Source organism: Rickettsiales endosymbiont of Trichoplax sp. H2 (genome assembly GCF_009690945.1).
In the GTDB taxonomy this organism is placed as follows: domain Bacteria; phylum Pseudomonadota; class Alphaproteobacteria; order Rickettsiales; family Midichloriaceae; genus Aquirickettsia; species Aquirickettsia rohweri.
Genome location: NZ_NPHZ01000005.1, coordinates 21,767 through 46,013, shown reverse-complemented (window position 1 = coordinate 46,013; position 24,247 = coordinate 21,767). Strand labels below are relative to the sequence as shown.

General features: G+C 26.7%; 21 protein-coding genes and 2 tRNA genes. 11 read left to right on the top strand and 12 right to left on the bottom strand.

The features are described 5' to 3' along the window. Nucleotides 1-25: 25 nt before the first annotated feature. Nucleotides 26-1,114 (bottom strand): LptF/LptG family permease, encoded by a 1,089-nt coding sequence (locus h2es_RS05705; RefSeq protein ID WP_154512207.1) that lies wholly within the window; start codon nucleotides 1,112-1,114, stop codon nucleotides 26-28. Nucleotides 1,115-1,321: 207 nt separating this feature from the next. Between h2es_RS05705 and h2es_RS05700 the strand changes: the two genes are divergently transcribed. The 4 genes from h2es_RS05700 to h2es_RS05685 all read left to right on the top strand — a co-directional run bounded on the left by h2es_RS05700 (nucleotide 1,322) and on the right by h2es_RS05685 (nucleotide 3,534). Continuing rightward, nucleotides 1,322-2,815, top strand: coding sequence for a leucyl aminopeptidase (locus h2es_RS05700; RefSeq protein ID WP_154512205.1), 1,494 nt, complete (start codon nucleotides 1,322-1,324; stop codon nucleotides 2,813-2,815). 16 nt (nucleotides 2,816-2,831) lie between these two features. Next, on the top strand, nucleotides 2,832-3,257 hold the full coding sequence (gene dksA / locus h2es_RS05695) for an RNA polymerase-binding protein DksA (RefSeq protein WP_126044232.1): 426 nt from the start codon (nucleotides 2,832-2,834) through the stop codon (nucleotides 3,255-3,257). A 106-nt stretch (nucleotides 3,258-3,363) separates the two neighbouring features. After that, a tRNA-Val gene (locus h2es_RS05690) sits at nucleotides 3,364-3,439 on the top strand. 18 nt (nucleotides 3,440-3,457) lie between these two features. Further along, a tRNA-Asp gene (locus tag h2es_RS05685) sits at nucleotides 3,458-3,534 on the top strand. 52 nt (nucleotides 3,535-3,586) lie between these two features. On the opposite strand, the gene h2es_RS05680 is transcribed toward h2es_RS05685, so the two are convergent. After that, entirely contained in the window at nucleotides 3,587-4,393 is an 807-nt protein-coding gene (locus h2es_RS05680) for a DoxX family protein (RefSeq protein ID WP_195909986.1), read from the bottom strand. Between the two features lie 285 nt (nucleotides 4,394-4,678). Between h2es_RS05680 and h2es_RS05675 the strand changes: the two genes are divergently transcribed. From h2es_RS05675 to h2es_RS05660, 4 genes are read left to right on the top strand one after another with little or no spacing between them, the layout of a single operon-like run. Continuing rightward, entirely contained in the window at nucleotides 4,679-6,055 is a 1,377-nt protein-coding gene (locus h2es_RS05675) for an aspartate kinase (RefSeq protein ID WP_154512200.1), read from the top strand. Then, nucleotides 6,043-7,269: a diaminopimelate decarboxylase gene (lysA, locus tag h2es_RS05670; RefSeq protein WP_154512198.1), complete on the top strand. Its 1,227-nt coding sequence runs from the start codon at nucleotides 6,043-6,045 to the stop codon at nucleotides 7,267-7,269. The genes h2es_RS05675 and lysA overlap by 13 nt, the downstream gene beginning before the upstream one ends. An 11-nt stretch (nucleotides 7,270-7,280) precedes the next feature. Next, complete coding sequence (locus h2es_RS05665; protein WP_154512196.1) at nucleotides 7,281-8,054, top strand: class I SAM-dependent methyltransferase; 774 nt, start codon at nucleotides 7,281-7,283, stop codon at nucleotides 8,052-8,054. A 9-nt stretch (nucleotides 8,055-8,063) separates the two neighbouring features. Continuing rightward, complete coding sequence (locus h2es_RS05660; RefSeq protein ID WP_154512194.1) at nucleotides 8,064-8,951, top strand: LD-carboxypeptidase; 888 nt, start codon at nucleotides 8,064-8,066, stop codon at nucleotides 8,949-8,951. Nucleotides 8,952-8,960: 9 nt separating this feature from the next. On the opposite strand, the gene h2es_RS05655 is transcribed toward h2es_RS05660, so the two are convergent. Then, nucleotides 8,961-10,172 carry a pyridoxal phosphate-dependent aminotransferase gene (locus tag h2es_RS05655; protein ID WP_154512193.1) on the bottom strand — a complete coding sequence of 404 codons (1,212 nt, stop codon included), beginning with the start codon at nucleotides 10,170-10,172 and terminating at the stop codon, nucleotides 8,961-8,963. Between the two features lie 137 nt (nucleotides 10,173-10,309). On the opposite strand from h2es_RS05655, the gene h2es_RS05650 reads away from it, so the two are divergent. Next, nucleotides 10,310-11,548, top strand: coding sequence for a hypothetical protein (locus h2es_RS05650; protein ID WP_154512191.1), 1,239 nt, complete (start codon nucleotides 10,310-10,312; stop codon nucleotides 11,546-11,548). Between the two features lie 448 nt (nucleotides 11,549-11,996). Here the strand turns inward: h2es_RS05650 and h2es_RS05645 are convergent, their stop codons facing one another. Continuing rightward, nucleotides 11,997-13,298, bottom strand: coding sequence for a hypothetical protein (locus tag h2es_RS05645; RefSeq protein ID WP_154512189.1), 1,302 nt, complete (start codon nucleotides 13,296-13,298; stop codon nucleotides 11,997-11,999). 290 nt (nucleotides 13,299-13,588) lie between these two features. Further along, nucleotides 13,589-14,053: a hypothetical protein gene (locus tag h2es_RS05640; RefSeq protein ID WP_154512187.1), complete on the bottom strand. Its 465-nt coding sequence runs from the start codon at nucleotides 14,051-14,053 to the stop codon at nucleotides 13,589-13,591. 192 nt (nucleotides 14,054-14,245) lie between these two features. On the opposite strand from h2es_RS05640, the gene dgt reads away from it, so the two are divergent. Both dgt and h2es_RS05630 read left to right on the top strand, forming a co-directional pair. Then, nucleotides 14,246-15,388, top strand: coding sequence for a dGTP triphosphohydrolase (gene dgt / locus h2es_RS05635; RefSeq protein WP_195909985.1), 1,143 nt, complete (start codon nucleotides 14,246-14,248; stop codon nucleotides 15,386-15,388). 62 nt (nucleotides 15,389-15,450) lie between these two features. Then, a complete protein-coding gene (locus h2es_RS05630; RefSeq protein ID WP_154512183.1) occupies nucleotides 15,451-16,437 on the top strand; it encodes a magnesium transporter CorA family protein in 987 nt (328 codons plus the stop codon). Nucleotides 16,438-16,507: 70 nt separating this feature from the next. Here the strand turns inward: h2es_RS05630 and h2es_RS05625 are convergent, their stop codons facing one another. The 7 genes from h2es_RS05625 to h2es_RS05595 form a co-directional block, all read right to left on the bottom strand. After that, nucleotides 16,508-17,047, bottom strand: coding sequence for a GrpB family protein (locus tag h2es_RS05625; protein WP_154512181.1), 540 nt, complete (start codon nucleotides 17,045-17,047; stop codon nucleotides 16,508-16,510). 87 nt (nucleotides 17,048-17,134) lie between these two features. Then, nucleotides 17,135-18,538 (bottom strand): MFS transporter, encoded by a 1,404-nt coding sequence (locus h2es_RS05620; protein ID WP_154512179.1) that lies wholly within the window; start codon nucleotides 18,536-18,538, stop codon nucleotides 17,135-17,137. 88 nt (nucleotides 18,539-18,626) lie between these two features. After that, on the bottom strand, nucleotides 18,627-18,842 hold the full coding sequence (locus h2es_RS05615) for a hypothetical protein (protein ID WP_154512177.1): 216 nt from the start codon (nucleotides 18,840-18,842) through the stop codon (nucleotides 18,627-18,629). 40 nt (nucleotides 18,843-18,882) lie between these two features. Then, a complete protein-coding gene (locus h2es_RS05610; RefSeq protein ID WP_195909983.1) occupies nucleotides 18,883-20,136 on the bottom strand; it encodes a PhoPQ-activated protein PqaA family protein in 1,254 nt (417 codons plus the stop codon). Next, nucleotides 20,123-22,684, bottom strand: coding sequence for a DNA polymerase I (gene polA / locus h2es_RS05605; RefSeq protein WP_154512173.1), 2,562 nt, complete (start codon nucleotides 22,682-22,684; stop codon nucleotides 20,123-20,125). Before polA ends, h2es_RS05610 begins: the two co-directional genes overlap by 14 nt. A 2-nt stretch (nucleotides 22,685-22,686) precedes the next feature. Beyond that, entirely contained in the window at nucleotides 22,687-23,682 is a 996-nt protein-coding gene (gene trpS / locus h2es_RS05600; RefSeq protein ID WP_154512171.1) for a tryptophan--tRNA ligase, read from the bottom strand. Nucleotides 23,683-23,854: 172 nt separating this feature from the next. Beyond that, nucleotides 23,855-24,247 carry a hypothetical protein gene (locus h2es_RS05595; protein ID WP_154512169.1) on the bottom strand — a complete coding sequence of 131 codons (393 nt, stop codon included), beginning with the start codon at nucleotides 24,245-24,247 and terminating at the stop codon, nucleotides 23,855-23,857.

Genomic DNA, 24,247 nt, shown 5'->3' with positions numbered 1-24,247 from the left:
ACCTCCTCACCTTATTATTTATATGTTAGATTTGATTATTCTTATATAGAATTAGATATAATGCAATAATATTCGAAGTAATTGTAGGAAAAAATGCAGCAAGAAACACTGAAACGCTCCCAGATGATCCTAGTGCATATATGAAGTTTGTTAAAAAATATATTATAAAGCCTACGGTTAGTCCATATAGAAAAGTTAAATTATATTTTTTTCTATTATTTACTCGATTAGAAAAGAAAAAACTTATTAATGACATGCTGACTATATAAATTGGAGACATTAACTCTTTTAAGAAAAATAATAAGTATTTATTTATTGATAATCCTGATTCCTTTGTTATTTTTATAAAATTTAATAATTCAAAAAATGATATTGTATCTATGGTAGTAAAATTTTCTAATATTTGTGATATAGAAATTTTTATGGGTAAGATTAATTCTTTTTCTTTTAATATTTTAAAATTTTTATCTATGATCGTTGCATTTTGTATGATTATACTTTGACTTTTAAAAGCAATTAACTTTGAAAAAATTTGTTTTTCTAATTCACCATCTTCATTTATAAAAAAAATTTTAACATCATTCATAGTATTTGATATTTGAGAAACCCTTAAAGCATTAATTATTAAATTTTGATTATTAAATTTATTTTTTAACCATATTCCTGATTTAGATATAGAAATTAAACTTTTTTCTTTTTTAAATTTATTTGCTTCATAATTTTGATACTTTTTTAATAACATTGTTCCAATAGGATTTATTATTGTGATATTTATGATTCCAAAAATTAATACAGCAGATATAACAGGCAAGATAATATTAAAATTTGATATACCAATGCTCTTTGCAGCTATTAATTCATTATTTTTATTTTTAGAATTATAATGCAACAATGATGATATTAATATTATCATTGGTATAGTTTGGCTTAAACTACTGTAATTCTTCATTAAAGCTAATCTTATAACTAATGTAAATTTTAGTGAATATTTTGTTGTAATTCTAGAAATCTCTAAAATATCAAAAATAAGTATAATTAAAAAAAAGCCTATAAAAGTAAAAAAAAGAATTTTTGAATAACCGAAAAATATGTTCTTATAATAGGTTTTTGACAATTGGTTATGAAATAATTAATTAAATATGTTTATAATAGAAAATTTCATAAAAATGTAAAATGTTTAATTTTTAAATTTATATTGCAACTATTGGTATTTTTGATACATAATCAATATTCAATATTTTTATATAGGAAAGTTAATTATTTTATCTTGTTTTAATATATGGTATATAAGTTACCTAGATTAATATTAATAAGTTGAATTATGGAATTTTCATTTAACAAGCTTAGGCACATAAACGATCAAATATCTGTTGTTTTTTTGTCTGATAAAAATAAATTACCAAAGTTTCTTGAGTCAAACTTTAAAAATATAACTCAAGTATTAAAAACCTTTGAAAATTTTAGTGGTAAATATAATGAAATGTTTTTTACTCCTGTTCAGATAGATGGTTCAATAAAGAAAGTTTTATTTTGTGGAATAGGTGAAGTAGAAAAGTTAGATAGTGTAAAAATTCAAAAACTTGGTGGTAATATTGCCAATAAACTGAATTCTTTAAAAGCTGAGACTGCTGAAATTTTTATAGACAATGATGAATTAAATAATCAACAAGATTTTTTTCTTTTAAATATTTGTGAAGGAATAAAACTTAAAAATTATACATTTGATAAATATTATGTTGATAAAAAAGAAAAGCATAAGATTTATTTACAAAATATTAATGTTTATGCCGATAATTTAAGTGTTAAGAAAAAGTTTAATGAAAGAGAAAAGATTATTGACTCAACTCATTTTGTAAGAGATCTAGTTTCAGAACCTGGAAATGCATTGAATCCAGAAAATTTTGTATTGGCGTGTAAAGAATTAGAAAATTTAGGAATTAAAGTTAAGATTTTAGATAAAAATCAACTAAAAAAATTAGGAATGAATGCTATTCTTGCAGTGGGGCAAGGGAGTTGCTCTGGAACATATGCAGTAGTAATGGAGTGGAATGGCTTAAATTCATCAAAAACTAAAGATAGGCCAATAGCTTTTATTGGTAAAGGTGTAACTTTTGATACAGGGGGTATTAATTTAAAACCATCGGGTCCATCAATAACATTGATGAAATATGATATGGGTGGTGCTGCCGTAGTAACGGGATTAATTAAATCTCTAGCTGAGCGAAAGGCAAAAATAAATGCTATAGGTGTTATAGGGCTTGCTGAAAATATGCCTTCAGGACATGCACAAAGACCAGGAGATGTAATTACTTCTATGTCTGGACAAACTATTGAAGTTGATAATACCGATGCAGAGGGCAGATTATTGTTAGCTGATATTATGTGGTATGCACAAGAGAAGTTTAAGCCTAAAGTTATGATTGATTTAGCTACTTTGACTGGTGCTATTGTTGTTGCTTTAGGCCATCATTGTGCAGGTCTTTTTTCTAATAATGATAAATTATCTAAACAATTGTTTGATGCTGGAGAGGAAGTGGGAGAGAAAGTTTGGAGGCTTCCATTAGATGAATTTTACGATGAATTGATTAATTCAAAAATTGCTGATATTAGAAATGTAAGTCGTGGTGGAGCAGGAAGTATAACTGCTGCTCAATTTTTAAAAAGATTCGTTAAAAATGATTGTGATTGGGCTCATATTGATATTGCGGGTGTAAATTGGCTTGATGATGGAGGAGATTTATCTCCTAAAGGAGCTACAGGTTTTGGAGTAAGATTGCTAAATGAGTTTTTAATAAAAAATTATGAAAAAAAATAAATTAGGATAAAATATTATGAGTGAAAAAATTGTTGAACTTCCTGAAAAGTATAAACCTTCAGAAAATGAAGAGTATATGAATGATTATCAATTAGAGTATTTTAGGAGGAAGCTTATAGCTTGGAAACAATCTTTAACAAAAGAGTCTAAAGAAACGATTGATCACTTAAAAAGTGAAAAACTCAATGAGCCTGACACTAATGATAGGGCATCTATTGAATCTGATGTAAATTTTGAATTAAGAACAAGAGATCGTTATAGAAAATTAATAGATAAAATTAATGCTGCTTTATTAAGAATTAAAAATGGTAGCTATGGTTTTTGTGTAAAAAGTTTTGATCCAATAGGTTTGAAAAGACTTGAAGCAAGGCCTATTGCTACATTAAGTATTAGAGCTCAAGAAGAGCATGAAAGAGCTGAAAAGATATATAACGATGAATAATTTAATTAATTTATTATTAAAAATATATGATAAATTCCAAACTTTAATAATTTTTGCTTGATTTTTATATCATATGTAAGTAATTATGATTTATCGTGTTTTGGTAGGGCGATTAGCTCAGCTGGTAGAGCATCTCGTTTACACCGAGGAGGTCGGCAGTTCGACTCTGTCATCGCCCACCATTTTCTCCATATTAATATGGGGATGTAGCTCAGTTGGTTAGAGCGCCGGCCTGTCACGCCGGAGGTCGCGAGTTCGAGCCTCGTCATCCCCGCCACATTATAGCATAGTCGCAAAAGATCTATATTTATCTAGATGCCTAAGATAGATTAAAATTCTATTATTTTTTTTAAAAATTTTGGTAGTTTAAAATTTTTTAAAATATATTCATCAATTGTAAATAACATAGGTTTTATAACTGTAAAACTTAATATTATTACACACCAAAGAACTGGGAATTCCCAACCACCACCTCTATTGGCCCAAATAAAACCTAATGAAAAATGATGTCCTAAGAAAGTTGCTATTAGTAAATATAAAGCTAAGCCAGCTGAGCTCAATCTTAGAAAGATTCCGCAACTAAAAGCTAAACTTCCTAAAAACTCAATTATACCAGCGAAATAAACAAAAAAAAGTGGCTGTGGAACTCCTAGAGATGTAAAAGCTAATACATCAATATTTCTTACAACATTACCTGCAAATAATTTTTCACAAAAATGTGGTATTAGATCATATCCAACATATATTCTTATAAATACTAATTGAAAAAGCATAATTTTTTCTTTCAAGAGAGTTGTATCTTTTAATTTTTTGAGTTTTTCTTGGCAATATAAAATGAAAATAATAAATTGAATACAGATAATGAATAAGTATAGATAAAATATAAAATTTAAATTTGATAGATTGGCAAGTCTTAAGCTAATTATCGCAAGAAAAGAACTAAATAAAAAAGATGGTGTGAAATATTTTTTTTGTCCAAATAAAGCTAAGATTGTAAGTAGGCTAAATAATAGTAAAAATATTGTTCTTTGATATCCTATATTGTTATATATTAAAATATAAAATTGGATAAAAATAGTGATTAAAGAAGCTAAGATATTAAAATTACTTAAAAATTTAATGTTTTTATTATTCATTACAGTACCCACTAACATTTAATTTAGATTTAGACTATCTTTTTATAATTATTTTTGTCAAGTAATGGAAGAATATCATTTATAGTAATTAAATGATAAAAATTATTTTTTAATATTTAAAATCAAAATATTGCTTTCATTCATTTATTTTGATCTATAAGGTTTTTTTAATAAATAGTGAAATAAAGCTATATTAGAAGCAATTCATTATTATTTTAAATGAAAAAACTTGAACTATATTTTTATTTCGGATATATATATTATTTTGAAAATCAATAATTGTTTATGAATTTAAAATCTATTAAATTTGGTGGTACTTCAATGGGTAATGCTACCTCAATTATAGAGTGTGCAAAAATTGTAAAAAGTAAAATTAAGGATTACAATATTGTTGTTACAGTTTCAGCAGTAGCTGGTATTACCGATAAATTAATAGAAATAATAAGATTTGCAAGAAATGGCAAACCTAGATTAGTTAAATCAAAGGTAATAGAAATTTGTAATATTCACAAACAGATTTTAAAAAATTTACTATTAAATGATGAGTATGTTGATAATTTATGGGAACATAAATTTGAACCAATAATAAATAAGCTTGAAGCTATAAGTTATGGTACTAGTTTAGTAGGTGATTTAACAGATAAAACTGTTGCGAGAATTTGTGCATTTGGTGAAAAATTATCATCTCTTTTGATGGTTTTAGCTCTTGAAAAGTTAAATATTAAATCTCAAAGAATTGAATCAGAAAGAATTATAAAAACGGATAATAATTATTTAAAGGCAAAGGTTAATTTTCAGGCAACTAACTTATCTACAAAGAAAATATTAAAGCAGATTTATAGCAAAAATATTGTTCCTGTAGTAACTGGATTTATTGGCAAAGACACTCATGGTAACATAACTTTGTTAGGCAGGGGCGGTAGTGATTATACAGCATCAATCTTAGCTATGGTTTTAAATGCAAGTGAGATTGAAATTTGGACAGATGTAAATGGAATTATGACAGCTGACCCTAGAATTGTTAAGGATGCTTTTTCTTGGTCTAGTTTAGACATGAATGTTATGTCTGAAATGGCTTATAGTGGTGCTAAAGTAATACATCCAGACACAATAGCACTAGCCGTTGAAAAAAACATACCTGTATACGTTTATAATACTTTTGATAGATCGTTTAAAGGGACTAAAATTACTAAAAAAGCTCCTTACGCAAAAGGAATTGTTGCAAGTCTAAACAACACAATTATAACATTAGAGAATACAAGCATTATTAATGGAGTTGGTTTTGTAAAAAGAGTAACAGAAATAGTTGCAGAGCATAATATACCTATTGATGTTTGTGCAACTTCTGAAATTTCATTTACTTTTTCTATTAAAACAGAAGATTACTCAAAAAAGCTTTTGAAAATATTAGAAAGTTTTGCATTTGTAAAAGTTAAAGATAAGGTTGCAAAATTATGTTTTATTGGTAATGAAATTACATATGATAAGAAAATTCTTGCTGGAATATTTAATGTATGTATGGAAAATGATACTAAAATATACACAATCAGTGTAAGTGCTTCTGGTAATAATATTACTATCATTATTGATGAAAGTAAGACAGATCTTATTTTAAAATGTCTACATAAAAAATTTTTAAAAAAGGAAGAATGTTGCCAATAGACTATTTTGTCAAAAATCAAAAACTTATATCTAATATAATAACTGAAGTTGGTACCCCTGTTTTTATAACAGATAAATCAATTTTAAATAAAAAAGTTAAAAATATTAGAAAAGCTTTTGATAACAATTGTTTACTTTATTATGCACTGAAAGCTAATTTTAACCCTATGATTATTCGGTTATTAAAAGATGCTGGTATAGATGGTGTTGAAACTATTTCTCCATTTGAAATAGATCTTGCAAAAAAATGTGGATTTCAAGGTAATCAAATCTTATTTACTGGGAATAATTGTGATAATTATGAACTGGATTACGCAAATAAGCATAATGTAGTGGTAAATATAGGTTCTATTTCTGAATTACAATGTTATGCTGAAAAATATAATGGCTCAGAGGTTTCTATTAGAATTAATCCTGGATTTGGAGATGGTGAATTTAAACAAATAATAACTGGAGGAGAGGATTCTAAATTTGGCATTTACCATTCTCAAATGGAAGAAGCTTTAAATATAATAAAGTTTAATAATTTAAAACTTATTGGTCTGCATTGTCATTTGGGGTCTGGTTTATATAATACAATGAATTTTGCTCCAATGGTAGATTTTATGTTTAAACTAGGTAATCAAATAGAAAACTTAAGGTTTATTGATCTAGGTGGTGGCTTTGGTGTTAGATATAAGCCATCAGATGAAGAAGTTGATTTGTCTGAGTTTGCGTTAGTTGTTGATAAATATTATAAAAAATATCAAAATTTACAAAAAAATAATATAAAAATAGTTTTTGAACCAGGTAAATATTTAGTAGCTGAATCTACTTTTTTATTGACTAAAATTACAAATATAAGATTGCAAGGTAACAAAAAGATTGTATGTGTAAATACTGGTTTTAACCATATTATTAGGCCTGCATTATATTCTTCATATCATCATGTGATAAATTTATCTAATACGGGTGATCTAGAAGAAGAGGTGCAGTTGGTTGGTAATATTTGCGAATCTACAGATATAATTAATAACAATATTCAAGTTATAAAACCTGAAGAGGGTAATATTTTGGCAATTCTTACTGCAGGTGCTTACTGTTCATCTATGAGTAGCTTATATAATTTAAGGCCATATGCTTCAGAGGTATTAATTGATGATATAAATTTCAAAATTACAAGAAGAAGAATGGATTTTGAAGATACTTTCAATTCAATGGGCTTTAATTATTAAGATTTTTAAAAATGAGCGTTGTACATATTACTGCTAAATCATCTCACTATGATAAAGAGGCAGAAAATTATGATCGCTTTAATGAAGAGAACTCCAAGATAGTTAACCAATGCATAGAAAAAATACTTAAAGAATTTAAAGTAAAAAGTATACTTGATTTAAGTTGTGGTACAGGTTCACAGGTTATTTGGCTTGCTAAAAAGAAATTCAATATTATTGGATATGATATAAACTGTAAAATGCTAGAAATTGCAAAAGGAAAGGCTATAAAGGAACAATTAGATATTAAATTCATCAAAGGAGATATGCGTGCTAGTAAAATTGGTAAGTTTGATGCAGTTATTACAATATTTAATTCTATTGGGCATCTTACTAAAGAAGATTTTATAAAAGCTATAAAAAATATCTATTCAAATCTTAATGATGGTGGATTATATATTTTTGACATTTTTAATTTAAATTATTTACTGAAAGATAATAATATCACTAAATTAACAATTGATTGGTTGAAAAGGTGTGGTGATATTATAGTACGTGAAATTCAATATAATACTATAAATTCAGATGGAATATTAGCTTCTTATGATATTTACCATAAACAAAAATTAAAAAATAACCCAAGTATTTCTCATAGCTTCCAAACATTACAAGTTTATACGGCCAAACAATTAAAAATAATATTAGAAAAAAATGGCTTTGAGTTATTGAAGCAGTATAATATCAGTGGTGAAAGCTTTGATGAAAATAAAACAGAACGTATGTTGACTATAGCACGAAAAAAATAAAATTTTATTATGAGTATAATAGATTCAATATCATCACATTCACTGTGGTTAAAACTTAATAAAAAGTTTAAGATTATTGCAATTTCACCAGCATCTTATCCATATTGTGAATATAAAGATATACAGTCAATTGCAGGAATTAACCTTTATAATAATAAACTACTTTTGAATAAAGATGTTCATCCATTTCATTCTAATAGTGATGAAAAAAGATTTGAAGATTTAAATAAAGCTTTAAATATTCAAGATGAAAATGTAATTATATGGTGTATTAATGGGGGATATGGTTCAGCAAAATTAATAAATTATTTACAGAGACAATCTAAGCCAAAGTGTGAAAAAATTTTTATAGGGTATAGTGATATAACAGCATTGCATTTATTTTTTTCTCAAAAATGGAGTTGGAAAACTATTCATGGACCTTGTTTAGGGGAATTGTTTAAAGAAGATAAAGATATAAACAATTTTTTAAATTTATTTGATTGTCTTTTAAGAAAAGATTTTACAAATAGAAAATTTGTTAAATGCATAAAACCATTAAATCTTGCTGCAGAAAAATTTAAGGATCAAATAGATTTATTTAAATTTACAGGTGGTAATCTTGCTTTAATTCAAACAAGTTTAGGGACCAGTTGGCAAATTGATATCAAAAATAAAGTGTTGTTTTTAGAAGATATAGGTGAAGCTGGGTATAAAATTGATAGAATGCTAAATCATATTAGCTCTGTATTGAATATTAGAACTGTTAAAGCTATTATTTTTGGTGAATTTATAAATAGTGATGAATTTATAAATTTTACAATAAATAATTTTGTTAATTTAAACTCATCTATTCCAATTTATAAGACTGATAAATTAGGGCATGGTAAAAATAACTTACCAATTATATACAATTAAAAATTTACTTTAAGTCAGTTTTTCACAAGCTGTTTTTATTCTTGAACATGCCTCAATTAGATTTTCATTAGATATTGCATATGAAACTCTAAAGTGGTTTTCAGATCCAAAAGCAATGCCAGGTACTACTGCAACTAATACTTCTTCTAATAAATATTCTCCAAAATCAGTACAATTATTTATTTGTTTACCACTTGGAGTTTTGCTGCCTATTAAATTTTGGCAGTTTGGAAAGACATAAAATGCTCCATCTGGTTCCTTTATTTTTATTCCCTTTATTTTGCTTAATTTTTCTAATACCAAATCAAGCCTATCTTTAAATACAATTTTATTTTTTTCAATAAACTCATAACTATTTTCGCTTAGCGCTTCAACAGATGCATATTGACTAATTGAACATGGATTTGAAGTACTTTGTGACTGAATTTTTGCTACTGCTTTAATAGCTTCTTTACTGCCTGCTGCATAACCTATTCTCCAACCTGTCATTGAATATGCTTTAGATACTCCATTAACTACAAATGTTCTATTTTGCATTTCTTCATTAATATTAGCAATATTTTGAAATTGATTGTTTTGATATCTAATATGTTCATAAATATCATCAGAAATTATATAAATATTAGGATAATCTTTTAGTACATTTGCAAGCTCAGATAATTCATTTTCAGAATAGCAAGAGCCAGTTGGATTGCTTGGGGAATTTAATATTAGTAATTTAGTTTGATTAGTTATGTGATTTTTTAAAACTTTTGGAGTTAGTTTAAAATTATCAACAATTGATGTTGTTGCAATTACTGGTTTACCACCATTAATCAAAACCATGTCTGGATAAGATACCCAATATGGAGAAGGTATTATTACTTCATTCCCGGGATTAATTGTTGCAGAAATTATATTAAAAATAACATGTTTGGCGCCACAGCCCACAGTGATATTATTTAATTCATAGTTTAATCTATTTTCTTTATTAAACTTTTTAACTATAGCTTCTTTTAATTCTGGAATTCCATCAACAGGAGTATATTTAGTTTTACCTGATTTAATAGCGTCATAAGCTGCTTGCTTAACATTCTCAGGAGTATCAAAATCTGGTTCTCCAGCTCCAAGACCAATAATATCTTTTCCTTCTGCTTTTAAAGCTTTAGCTTTAGCTGTAACTGCTAAAGTAGGGGAAGGTTTAATTAATTCTAATCGTTTTGAAATTAAGTTTGTATTCATTTTACCCATTAAAATTTTTGCACTAATTATACTCTACAAAAATTTTAAAACAATAAAATAAAGATTTAAAAAAATATATTGATTTACAAAATTAATAATGATTCGATATAATTTTAAAATCAAAAAAGGAGTGGGATATGACAAACACACATAATCAAGTATTAGCAGATAATGGATCAAATCTAAAAAAAACAGGTGTATTTACTAATCTTTTATACAATATCAGAAATCAAAACTTTGGTGATAACAATTACTTGAACTACAAAAATGCTGCTTGGAAAAGTGGTCATCACTATGCTGAAATTGCTTCACAGCAAAGTGGTGATACTTGGTATTTTCAAGAAGCAGAGGAAAATATAGGAACAGTTCCTCTATACAATATCAGAAATCAAAACCTTGGTGATAACAATTACTTGAACTACAAAAATGAAGCTTGGGAAGATGGCAAGCATTACGCTGAGATTTGCCCTAAAATGCAGGGTTCTTCTTGGTGGCTTAGTACATCAGAGACGACAGAAAAAATCAATACCCCGTCAGGCAATCAAAAAGCATTACCTCTATATACTTTACGAGTTAAAACACAAGGTTATGATAAAGGAGCTAATGATATAAGCTCACCTAATTTTTTGAACTACAAAAATGAAGCTTGGGAAGATGGCAAACATTACGCTGAAATTGCACCGCTTATGTATGGTTCTTATTGGTTTTTTGAAGTTGATAAATCATCATATACTTTACAAGTTTCAGTTTTAGATATGAAATTAGCTGATGATCAATCTTTAGATACACTATTATCTGGCACAAGTTTAGGAACTCAGACTGTTAATAATATTAATGGTAATTCAGCACTTACAGAAAGTTTAGATTTTACTAAAAGCTTTACAAGCTCAAACTCTTATACATATAGTGTGGATTGTGAACAAAGTATTGCAGTCAAATTCAAAATGAGTGAAGGATTGATTTTTGAAAAAGCAGGAATTGATGTTGATATTGGTCTTAAATTTTCTGAAGATAATTCTTGGACAAAAAGTTCTAGTAAAACAACTGAATTATCTCTGACTGAGTCAGTAACAGTAGACCCTGGCAAATGTTCTAAAGTTACAGGTTATTATAAGATTGTTAAAGCAGATCAGGTTAAATTTACAGCAACAGCTTTAGTTAGTATATCTGGTACTATAATAGATGAACAAAGCAATACAGTCTTTGGGCAAAATGTTCAAAGTACCGAATTTATTGCGCAATATATAACCGAAAATGTCAAAGGTATGACAGTTGTTGATCAGAATTATAGTGATACCAATGTAAAAGTTGAAATGACTGGTCATATGTCTGCTAATATGGCTACAATGAATTCATACACTCAAGAAGTTGCATGAGATGATGCTGATATTCAACATGACGAGCTATAATTCTAATTTATTATTTAATAGTTGAGGATAAGTACTAGATAATAGTAATGAGTTTTCTTACATAATCTTCTTTGATGCATTCCTGGGTTGCAGTATTTTAGCTGCAACCCTTTGTTTTTTAAATGATGATTCTATTTATAACCCGAGCTGAAGATAAGAAGTAAGAAATTTATAGCAAATCTTGTCATCATGAAACACAGCATCTATCCGAGTCATCACGAAAGAGGAATGCAATTCCGACTGTGGTGATCCAGGGATATTGCCTAATTTACATTTTATTGATGCATTTCTGGATTGCCACGAACATAAATATGTTCTCGCAATGACGAAAAAGAAAAATGGTATCATTCGTAATTACAAAGTATAGAATAACACTTTCTTCTTTTGGCATCATTTTTCTTATCAACAGTTTGGGTTAAATTAATATAACAACACTCTCACTATGATGATATTCTGCTTCTCTATCATATTCTATATTTAGAGGATTATTTTGTGAAAAAGATAATACAATTTTTGGTAAATGCATTCCATGAGAGTTTAACATAGGGATGTAACAAGGCGCTTCAATTATTTCATCAACTATTTCTGGCGTTTTAATCGATGTTGAATTTTTTTCAACATCGAATTGATGAATTGGCTTATTAGGTGTTAATATTTCTTCTTCCTCTTGATCTTCTTCTTTGTCATTTTTTTCATCATCAAATATATTAGTAAAAATGTTTTTTAACTTGTTTTGACGTATAAGTGGTAATAATGAAACATCTTTTTGTAGTGATGAATCAATTTCTTTTTTTACTTTTTCTATCATTTTTAAAATTCCTCTTTGCTGAGTCCAATAAAAATATGTGCTCCACATTAAAAATAATTGATACCCAATAAATATTGTTGTTCCTACACCTGATATAAAGTATGATGATTTGTCAGAACTACTTTTTTCATTTTCAGAATTTTTATTATTATTGTCTTCTTTTTTATCTTTGTTATTTTCTTCAATAATTTTTTTATTATTTTTTTTCAGACTAGCATTATAATACTCATAGTTAGATTTTTGTTTGCCTATAGTATATTGAAAGACTGTATTAAATTCTAAAGTATTTAAATCTGTATGTGAATCTGCAGTAGTATGTATAGTAGTACTTATTTTTTTAACAGAACTGTTTATAGGTTCATATTCAAATACTTCTCTATTAACAATCGAACTTATTCCATTTGTCTCTGAATATAACGCATAATCAGTAGACGCTTTTTCTATAAAAGACTGAATCTTTTTTATTGATTCTACTAAACTACAATCTATTTCTTCCGCTTCTTGAGCTGAAGATAAATAACTTTTTAGATTGTAAATCAAATTATACTGATTATCTGAGATTTCTGCATCGTTATCAATTAAATTAGCTGCTTTATTTAAAGTGTTAGCTAATTCATTTCCTAAATAATTTTTTATTATATAATTTACTACTCCTTGATCTAAATCTTGGTTATTGCTTAATATTACTTCTCCCCAGTATGGTATTTGTGGATAATTATTATTGTTAGCATAATCATAATTATTTTGATTATATCTATAAAAATTATCTATATAGCCTTGAAATTGTTCTTGTGAATAAATATTTATCCAAAAATCATTGTGTAAAAAATGATTAAAAATAACTAGTCTAATATATTCATTATTTTGAAATAAGTTGAATGCATAATCAGTAAAATTATTCTCAGCCAAATACTGAAGTAAATCAACTATTTCAGTGCTTTTTAGACTTTCTATATATGAATTATCATCAATTAATTCTTTATATTTTTGTTTTTTTAATAATTGTTGAGTTTCATATGAACTGCTGTTTATATAGTTAATATCTAAGTAATCAATATTATAATCATTAAAATATTTAACCTTCTCTTCACTAAATAATGAACTTATTTTTTCTTTGTTTTTTAAAAGAATAGATTGATATAAATGTATATTATTTTTTAGTTGTTCTTTTTCATTTTCTAATTTGCTAATGTCATTATCTAATCTCTCGCTCTGCTCTTTTTCTTCTTTAGTTGGAGTACTAAAATATCCTGGTTGTAATTTTTTGTTGAAAGATTCTTTATTTTTTTTACATCCCTTAATTCATTTAATTTTTCTTCTGTAACATTATAATAATCTAAATAGTTATCTTTTAGGTGATCATTAATACCTGTGCTCTTTATTATTTTGATATGATCATACTGATATCCGTACTTATTTGAATCAACGAAAGATTTTATATAGGCTGAGAGTTCATTACTATTATAATTATCATTAATGAAACTAGAATTTAATGTGTTATTTTTAAAGTTATCATTACTACTAGATGAATTATCATTTTTTTTAATGCTACTTTTTTTTGATTTTGTTAAATCATTATTATCACTACTATCACTACTATTTTTGCTGGTATTTAAATTTTTTTTATTAGAGCTATACTGATCTTTCATATTTAATCCTAACATTTGCACTACCTATAAGTGTATATATTTTAATAATAATTTCTAGTTAATTCTAATATAAAAAAGCTTTGCTTGATTTTTTCACCAATTAGTTATATTTAATTATAATGAAATTATGGCGGGGTTAGAGCGCAAGTTTGTGGATCTTGAGGTCGCGGATTCGAATTCCGTTACTCGCCCCATCAAATGGTTGTTATGAAGTTAGAAAAATTTAATAATCTTGCTGTAATTAATTCAATAGGAAGAATTTGTAAGGAAGATATTAAATATAATTTTATCGAAGATAAATTTAGAATTATAAACTCTAAGGCTTTTAGGAGACTGGAATATAAAACTCAAGTTTTTATAAATTATACTGGAGATCATTATAGAACAAGGCTTACTCATTCTCTTGAAGTTAGTCAAATAGCTGTTTATATAGCTAAAGAATTAGGCTTAAATTGTGAACTTGCTGAAGTTATTGCCTTGTCTCATGATATTGGACATCCTCCATTTGGTCATGCAGGAGAAGAATCTTTGAATGAAGCAGCTGTTGAATATGGTGGTTTTGACCATAATATTCATGCGATTAAAATTATTTCTATGCTTGAAAAGTATTCATCAAAATATAATGGATTGAATTTAACAATTGACACAATAGATGGAATTTTAAAGCATAATGGGCCAATAACTAATAAAGATAAAATTAATAAATTAAACCAAATTTTAAATAATTACCCTATACAATACAGTAATAATGCGTCATTAGAATCTCAAATTGCTTCAATTGCAGATGATATAGCTTATACAAAGCATGATCTTGATGATGGAATTAGAGCAAAATTTATAAATTTAGAAGAGTTAAAAGGTTTAAAAATTTTTAAAACTAAAGATTTTCAAGTTATTGAAAATGGCAATTATGATAAAGAAATTAATATAAATCAATTCTTAATAAATTTAAGCAGTTTTTTGATTAATGATTTGATTCAACAGACTATTAAAAATGTTAATATCAATAATATTGATAATATAGAAGATATATATGCCTTTGGTGGATTTCTTATAGAGTTTTCTAAAGATACAAAAGAAAATTTTGTGGAATTAAAAAAATTTTTATTTGATAATGTATATAAGAATTATTTAGTAAACAGGATTACTCATAAGACAAAAATAATCATAAAAGATTTATTCAATCATTTCATGAATAATCCTAAAACATTACCAAAATCATGGCAGACTTCTGATATTTTTATTTGTAAAAAATCATTATTAGAAAAAGTGATTAATTACATTGCTGGAATGACGGATAGATATGCTGTGGAAGAGCATAAGAAGATATTTGATTTGTATCATTATTAATTCCTTACAAAATTAATAATTTATGATATATTTTATAAAATTTTAGAAACCTAGATAGCATCATGATTGTCGTAATTTCAAAAAACAAGAATAAAGTAATAGAAAAGAAAGAAATTAAGGCTAATGACCCAATACCAAAAGATACTATTTGGATAGATTTAATAAATCCAGAACCTAAGGAAGAAAAGTATATAGAAAAAATATTGAATATTGAAGCTCCAACAGAAGAAGAAATGGATAAATTTGAGGTTATTAGTCCATTTTATATGGAGAAAGATGCAGACTATATGACTGTCACTATTATGGATAAGGCGTGTGAGGATTATCCTGATAGTGCAGCAATAACATTTATCTTAACAAAAAAATATCTTATAACCACCAGGTATGATAAGCCTAAGTCATTTGATTATATGAACTCTTGGATTATTAGGAATAAATCAAAAACTTTTACTCCTGAATATGTGCTGACAACAATTATAGATTTTGTTGTTAATTGCTGTGCAGATATTTTAGAAGAAGTTGGAAACGAAATTGATAATTTATTAAAGGTTGTATTTGAAAAGCCTATTGATAAAAAAAAGAATTCTTCAGAATTTTATAATGATATTATCAGAAGAATAGGGCATACTGGAACTATAATATCAAAAAATAGGGAAAGTTTGGTTAGCTTAAATAGAATGATAATTTATTTTTCTCAGATTGATAATGCAAAATATATGAATAAAAAAGATTCAAGATTAAGGATAAAGCATATTTCTAGAGAAGTTAGCTCTCTAAGTGAGTATGCAAATTTTTTATCTCAGAGAAATAATTTTTTATTGGATGCAACTCTTGGCATGATATCTGTAGAGCAAAACATTATCATAAAAGTATTTACAGTAGCAGCTGCAATATTTATGCCACCAACATTAATAGCAAGTATATATGGTATGAATTTTAAGTTTATGCCAGAGATTGATTTGGAATTGGGATATCCCATAGCATTAATATTGATTATAATTTCAGCAATTATACCATACTTATATTTTAAGAGAAAAGGTTGGTTATAAATAAATATCGAAAGTACTTATAGTTGCTAACCTAACCCTTACAGTTTTATGATTTTTTAAGTTAAATTTATTATAGAATAAACTCTTTATTACTTAGAACTTTTTTAATAAATTTCCATTTTTTTTCAGTATACATTTCACGATCTTGTTTGTATCGTATTGCTAATTCTTTTTTTAATTTAACATATTCATTAGCTATTTTAGTATTAATTCTAAGAGTATCTCGAAATTTTATTCTTTCTTTCCATAAAGTGCTTTCATATGGTACTAAATGAAGATGATGTGTACGTAAGTTAGGAGATGGTTTGCAGAACCAATGCATTACCTCTTTTTTATATGGAAAATAATTATATCCCTGTTGTATTAATAATTCTATTGCTGGTTTAGAATGTTCTAATGATTTAACACCAAACATTATATCAATAACTGGTTTAGCTGTTAGTCCAGGAACTGAAGTACTACCAATATGCTCTATACTTCCATATAACCATTGTACTATAGTATCCATTAACAAATATTTCTCTTCTTTATATTTTAAAGGCCAATCTGGATTATATTTTGATAATATTATGGGTGCTTCCTTTTTTTGTAAATTAAATTTATCTGCCATGTTTTGAATTTTAATCTCTTAGAATTATGTCAAAATAAAGGATATGCTAATAACTCCTTATAAAAGATTTTGATTTTATATTGTTTGTTATAAAGGCTCAAAGTTCTTATTAAATTTATAGTTTTTATTCTCTAAATTATTATGAAAATTTTTATTTTTTATATGTTTTTCATTATTAGGATATTTATTATATAACCCATTTTTAATTTCTAATTGTTTTAAGTGCGATATTGAATAAGAATAACCGATTAACATAGGTACAAATATCACCCATAAAGAATAATAACCTATATATTTGCTAAAATATATTAAACCAAATGATGTAACTAGAAAAGAAAAAGCTGTTGCAATTCCATATGATGTTGCAATAAGTCTAAAGCGCTTCATCACTGGAAAATAACTAAACCAAGTTGATAATTCCAATGTACCTGATAATGTTATCGCAGGAAAAAAGAAGAGTACTTGTAATAATAATATTATTAATAAATTGGATGTATTGGCAATGAGATACGGTGTAAATACTAATAAAATAGCAAATACACTTAAAAAGAATATGGTAATTTTTATTGGATGGAATTTTTTTGTTAGAAAAGCTACAACTCCTGATAGTATTATAGTTATGAAAGATATTTTTATATTATGTTCTATAATTTCTTCTGTACTTAAGCTAAAATTTTGCTTCATAATTTCGTTAAAATATACATATATTACATAAATTGAAGCTGGTATAATAATAATAGATGCCATGCAATAAACTAAGCTTTTAAAATTTATTTTGTCATTAGATTTATTAGTGTTTTTTAAAGTATTGATTTGTTTATTATTAATTTTACGCTGTAGCTTAATAAAATCAGGAGTTTCTCTTAATCTTATTCTTGCCATTAATCCTATTATAGCTATACCTGCACCAAATAAGAACGCTAATCTCCAATTAAGATTAACTGTAAGTGCAAAAAAAGCTATAATTAATGATAAAAATCCTCCTATTTGACTAAATAAGCCTATGATACCGCAAGCAAAGTGTTTTTTAGGAGATACCATAATTTCTGAAAGGTATAGTGAAGCTCCTATTACTTCTCCAAGAGATGAAAATCCTTGCGACATTCTACAGAGTATAATAATTATACTTGCTGTAATTCCAATTTCTTTATATGTTCCTGTAAAAGCTATTGTAATACATGAAATTGCCATTAAAGAGGTAGTTATCATAATTGTGGATTTTCTACCTATCTTATCTCCTATCCATCCTATTACAAAACCTCCGAAAGGTCTTAATATAAAAGTTGAACAAAAAGCGGCAGCTCCTAAAAGCTTAGCAATTAATGGATTAGATTGTGGAAAAAATAAGTCGTTTAAAAGTACAGACATGTGCACGTATAACATTAGGTCAAAATATTCTAAGAAAGTTCCAATAGAAAGTAGCCCAATTGCTTCTTTTTCCGAGCTTGATAAACTAATACTGTTAGTCATTATATTTAATCTACTTTTCATTTTGTTAAAAAAATAATGTAGAAAATAAATAAGCTAATTTCAATCATTAAATATATAATTTTCCTTTAATTGAAAAATTAATATAAAATTAAATTTTTACCTCTGTAGTAACAATGAATCTATTGCCATCAATATTATAATGTAGTTCTGCAAATGCTGCAGTCCATTTATTATTAGGAATATCTATATTAATTAAGCATTCAGAAATATTGTTACAGTGAAAGTTAATATTTTTAAATTTAAATTTATTATCACATAAGTTGTTAGTGAAAAAAGATAATATTTTTTTTAAAACTAGATTCATATATGAGTATGAAGTTATACATCTAAAATCTCTAGAATTATTATTTATTGAATACCATAATAAAACTTTTTTCAGGTTTAATTGATGAAGTAACATTTATGCTATTTTGTTTAAACTCCCATTTTATATCTGGTAAAATTATGTTTTTAGCCTGAAATTTATAAAATGTAGAAATAGCATCATCTACTTTCTTTTGATTTCCAAGTGCATCAGAAATAGGGTTTCCTGAGAGATAATGCAGTGAATTAGGTAAATACCTAATGTAATTTTGATTACCAGGAAGTTTATTAAAATAGAATTTAGATGAATCTGGGACAAAAAAATCATCACCACTTGAGTTTATAATATATTTTGGAATTGAAAGACGTGATAGATACTTCTTATCATATTCAGGGGATAAGTAACTAAATGGATCTTCAATTTTCATTAATTGTTTAAAGTTTTTAGAATGTATTTTATCTGTAACGCCAGCATTTTTATAATCTCTTAAAGCTTCAGGACAACCATCTTTATATGATTGGCATATGTGAGAAATAGTTTCAGGAACATTTAATATATCAATTACAATAGGGATAATTGCAGATACTCTTGAATCTTCTAATGCAGCTAACCAAATTGCCCAGCCTCTTTTAGAAGCACCTGCTAATATAAATTCTTGAATTTTAATATCATATTTTTTTAAAAATATATCATAAGAAGCATCTATAGCTTTAATGATCGATTTTGCCATAGGTAAATGTCCAGATAGATAAGCATTTTTATAAGGGTTATCCATTACTTTTAAATAGGTGCTAGCTAAAATTTGATCTTCTTTTTGTAATTTTTCATCTATTAATAGAAATTGATTGGGATTATTTCTTAGTTCTATAACTTGTAATTGTGTTTGTTTAGCTATTTCTGCAAAATTAACTTTTTCTTTAGGAAGCTCTTCTTTTCCATCTTTATTATTATACCCTGCATTTACATATAATAAAATTTTATTAAATTTAATATTTGATTTAGGTATATAAATGATTAGTTTATGTTTCCAAATTGTTTGGGTCATGCTATCGGTTTTATTGATAGGCCATTTTTGTGCAGTTAATAGATATATTAATATATCTAGATCATTTGAATTACTCTTTTCAAGAAATTCATAATTATAAGCACCATCATCGTATTTAATAAAATTAGTTAAAACTTCAGACAGATTTTTAGGCTCTACTATATTAAGATTATCGGAAAAAGATAACTGATAATAACCTATAAAAATTGTAAAAAAAATAGCTACTATTTTATGTTTATTTAGCATCATACCAACTCTCTCCGTAAGAAATTTCAACATCAATGGGTATGGACAGTTTAAAAGCATTCATCATAGTATTTTTAATTTTAATGCAACTTTCTTCTACTATATTTTTAGGTATCTCAAATAAAAGTTCATCATGTATTTGTAAAATTAGAAAATCTTGAAGTTTAGAGCTTAAGCTTACCATAGCTTTTTTTATTATTTCTGATGCAGTTCCTTGAATAGGCGCATTAATTGCAGCTCTTTCTGCAAAATTTCTTAAATTATAATTCCTATCATTAATATTTTCAACATAGCATTTTCTTCCCATTAAGGTTTTTACATACCCATGCTTTTTTGCAAATTGAATCGTTGTATCCATATATTCTTTAATACCTGGATATTGTTTGAAGTATGACTCAATATAGCTAAAAGCTTCTTCTCTGCTTATTTGTAAACTATTTGCAAGTCCATAAGCACTTTGACCATATATAATACCAAAATTTATAGCTTTTGCTTTCCTTCTATATTCAGAATTTACTTCTTCAAGCGGTATATTGAAAATTTGACTTGCAGTAATACTATGAATGTCCTTTTTATTTTTAAATGCTTCTTTTAGGCTATTAATATTAGCAATATCTGCTAATATTCTAAGCTCAATTTGCGAATAATCACCAGAAACAATTAAGTGATTTTCTTTTGCAATAAATGCTTTTCTTATTTGATTACCGTCGTTTGTTCTGATTGGTATGTTTTGTAAATTAGGATCATGAGAAGATAATCTAGCAGTTGAAGTAGTAGTTAATGAAAATGTAGTATGAATTCTACCATCAGATTTATTTATTGCTTTTTGAAGTGCATTTATATAAGTGCTAATCAATTTTGAATAGTGCCTCCATTCTAAAATTTTTTCAGCAATTAATATTCCTGATGAAGCATGTTTCTCTAAAGTCTCTGCATCAGTTATATAACTTCCACTTTTTTTAGATTTTTTTCCACCTTCTAATTTTAATTTATCAAATAATATTTCTCCTATTTGTTTCGGGGAACCAATATTAAATTCTTCATCAGATAATTGATAAATCTCTTCTTGCATCAATTTCAGGTTTTTTTCAAATTTTATACCTAAGTTAACTAGTAAATCTTTATCAACCTTTATCCCTTTATTTTCAATTTTGACCAGCAATGAAAGCAGTGGTTTTTCAATAGCTTCATATATTTCAAATTTTCTTTCTTTTGCAAGTTGTGATTTTAAGGTGTCATGCAATAAATAAATGCAAAAAGCATCATAATTCTTATAGCTAATATTGTAATGCTCAATTAAATTTTCTAAGTTAATTTTTTGTTTTCCAGTATGCAAGACGTATGAAAGTAAAGAAATATCATCAAAAGATATAAATTTTATATCTAGATTGTTGCAAATGTGTATTATTGATTTAGTATCAAAGCTAACTTTTTTAATTGATGAATCCTCAAAAATTTTCTTAAGCTTTTGGATTATATTGTTTAGAGAGTTATTATTTTTATCTTCAAATGATAGTAGGTTAAGTTGATTATCTAAATTTATTTTATAGAGATTATCTCCAAAATAACAGAAAAATACATTCTCATGAACATGGAAGTAGAATTTTCCAAATTTCTCAATATCTAATTGCAACTTACATAATTCATCTAAAGAAATTGATTTTGAATTTACAGTTTTGACATTGTTTGTAGAGTTATTTTTAGAATTAATTAATTTTTTTGTATTAAGTGATTTAAATTCATATTTATTAAGAAAATTAGAGAGTTTGTCTTCATCTATATTTGTGAATTTAAGTTCTTCTATATTAAAAGGGACTTTAACTTCATGATCTAAGGTAACAAGTTTTTTGGATAAAAATGCTTCTTTTTTTGAATCATTTAATAAGGCTTGTATTCTAACAGGTTCAACTTTTTCAATATTATCATATGCATTTTCAAGAGTGTTAAATTGGTTTAGCAGTTTAGCTGCAGTTTTTGGACCAACTTTTTTTACTCCAGGTATATTATCAGATGCATCTCCAACTAGTGAAAGATAATCAATCATTTGTGTATGTTTGATTCCATATTTTTCTAAAACTATATCTGAGGTAATATGTTTTTTCTTAAGAGGATCAAAAATTTCAACTTTATCTTGCATTAATTGAATTAGGTCCTTGTCTGAGCTAATAACTCTAACTTTAAAATCATTTTTTAGTGCAAGAGTTGTATATGTTGCAATAATATCATCGGCTTCAAACCCTGGAACTTCAATTGCTTTAATACCAAATGCTTCAATTGCTTCTCGTATTATTGGAAATTGTATTTTTAATGCTTCATCTGGCTCATCTCTATGGGCTTTATATTCAGGATATATATCATTTCTAAATGTGATTTTGCCACTATCTAATGCTATTGCAAGCATTTCGCAATCATTGTCTTCAATTAGTCTTGCAAGCATATTGATAAAACCATAAACAGCTCCAACAGGGATATCCTTAGAAGTTGTGAGTGGTGGTAAAGAATGGAAGGCTCTGAATACGAAGTTATATCCGTCTACAATGCATAATGACATGTTTAATTTATACCAATAATTTGCTTAACTTTGCTTATATTTTTTTCTGCAATAGCTTTGGCTCTTATTGTTCCATCTTTTATAATTTGTTCAAGATATTTTTTATCCTCAAGAATTTCTATGGCCTTTTTATGTATAGGACAAATATTTTTTATTATAATATTAGCTAAAGACTCTTTAAATTCAGAATTTTTAGAAGATTTAAAATTGTTAGTTGCTTCATTTGCATCAATTCCAGTAAAGCAAGAGTAGATATCAATAAGATTTGAAATTTCTGGTCTCTTTTCTGGATCATAGCTAATTCCTTCTATATCATCTGTTTTTGCTTTGCGTATTTTCTTTCTTATTAAATCTTCATCATCTGACATATTTATTCTAGAGAGATCAGAAGGGTCAGATTTGCTCATTTTTTTGGAAGCATCCTTTAAACTCATTATTCTTTTTGCTTTTGAATTTATTAAAACATCAGGAACTGTAAATACTTCGATATTTGCTTTTCTATTAAATGAAATTGCAATGTCTCTGGCAAGTTCTATGTGTTGTTTTTGATCTTCTCCAACAGGAACAATATTTACGTCATAAAGCAATATATCTGCAGCCATAAGGACTGGATATGAATAGAGTCCTAAATTTGCTGTTTCTTTGTTTTTCCCAGCTTTATCTTTAAATTGAGTCATCCTATTAAGCCATCCCATTTGTGTGAAACAACTTAATATCCAAGCTAGTTCTGAATGCTCTGATATTTTTGATTGTTGAAAAATTATTACTTTATCAGGGTCTAGTCCAGCTGCAATATAAAGTGCGATATTATATTTTATATTTTGCTGAAGTTCCTCTGGATTGAAATCTGATGTGAGTGAGTGAAGATCAACTATACAAAATAGGCATTCATATTGATCTTGCATTGCAACCCAGTTTTTAATTGCTCCAAGATAGTTTCCAATTGTAATTTTGCCAGTTGGCTGTATGCCTGAGAAAACTCTTTTTTTAGCGTTCATCAAATATGTTTATTGTCCAAAAGTAAGGCTATGATACTATAATATCACAGCCATTACTAGGGAATATAGCTAATTCCTTATAATTTAATTGCAGTTTCGCTCGTTGCTTATGTGGGGTTACCACACTTAGCTCCTCTCTCAACACACTTCAATTAAAGTTATTTAGCTATAATTATATTGCACACATATCATCATATTGTATAAATGGTGTATCTAGAGTACAAAAATTATTTGATAATTCAATTGCCTCTTGCTGTTGAGGAGCTTCAGTATTAAGAATATAATTATATAGCAAATATTTTGATGCAATCATAAAAAAACCAGTTATTGCCATTTTTTTTCCCATGTTATTCATATATAGGTTTTGATTATAATATCCAGGCATATTTATCTGCATAGGACCAAGATCAGCATCTGGATCAGGTGGAGGTGAAGTTAGAATGTTATATACATATGGAGCCATGTTTTTGCTGTGATCAGAAAAGTATATTATTAGTCCTTCAATTGATAAAACTATTGAAATTGAATCGTAAATTGTAGTTTTAGATTCTTGTTGCTCTGTCAT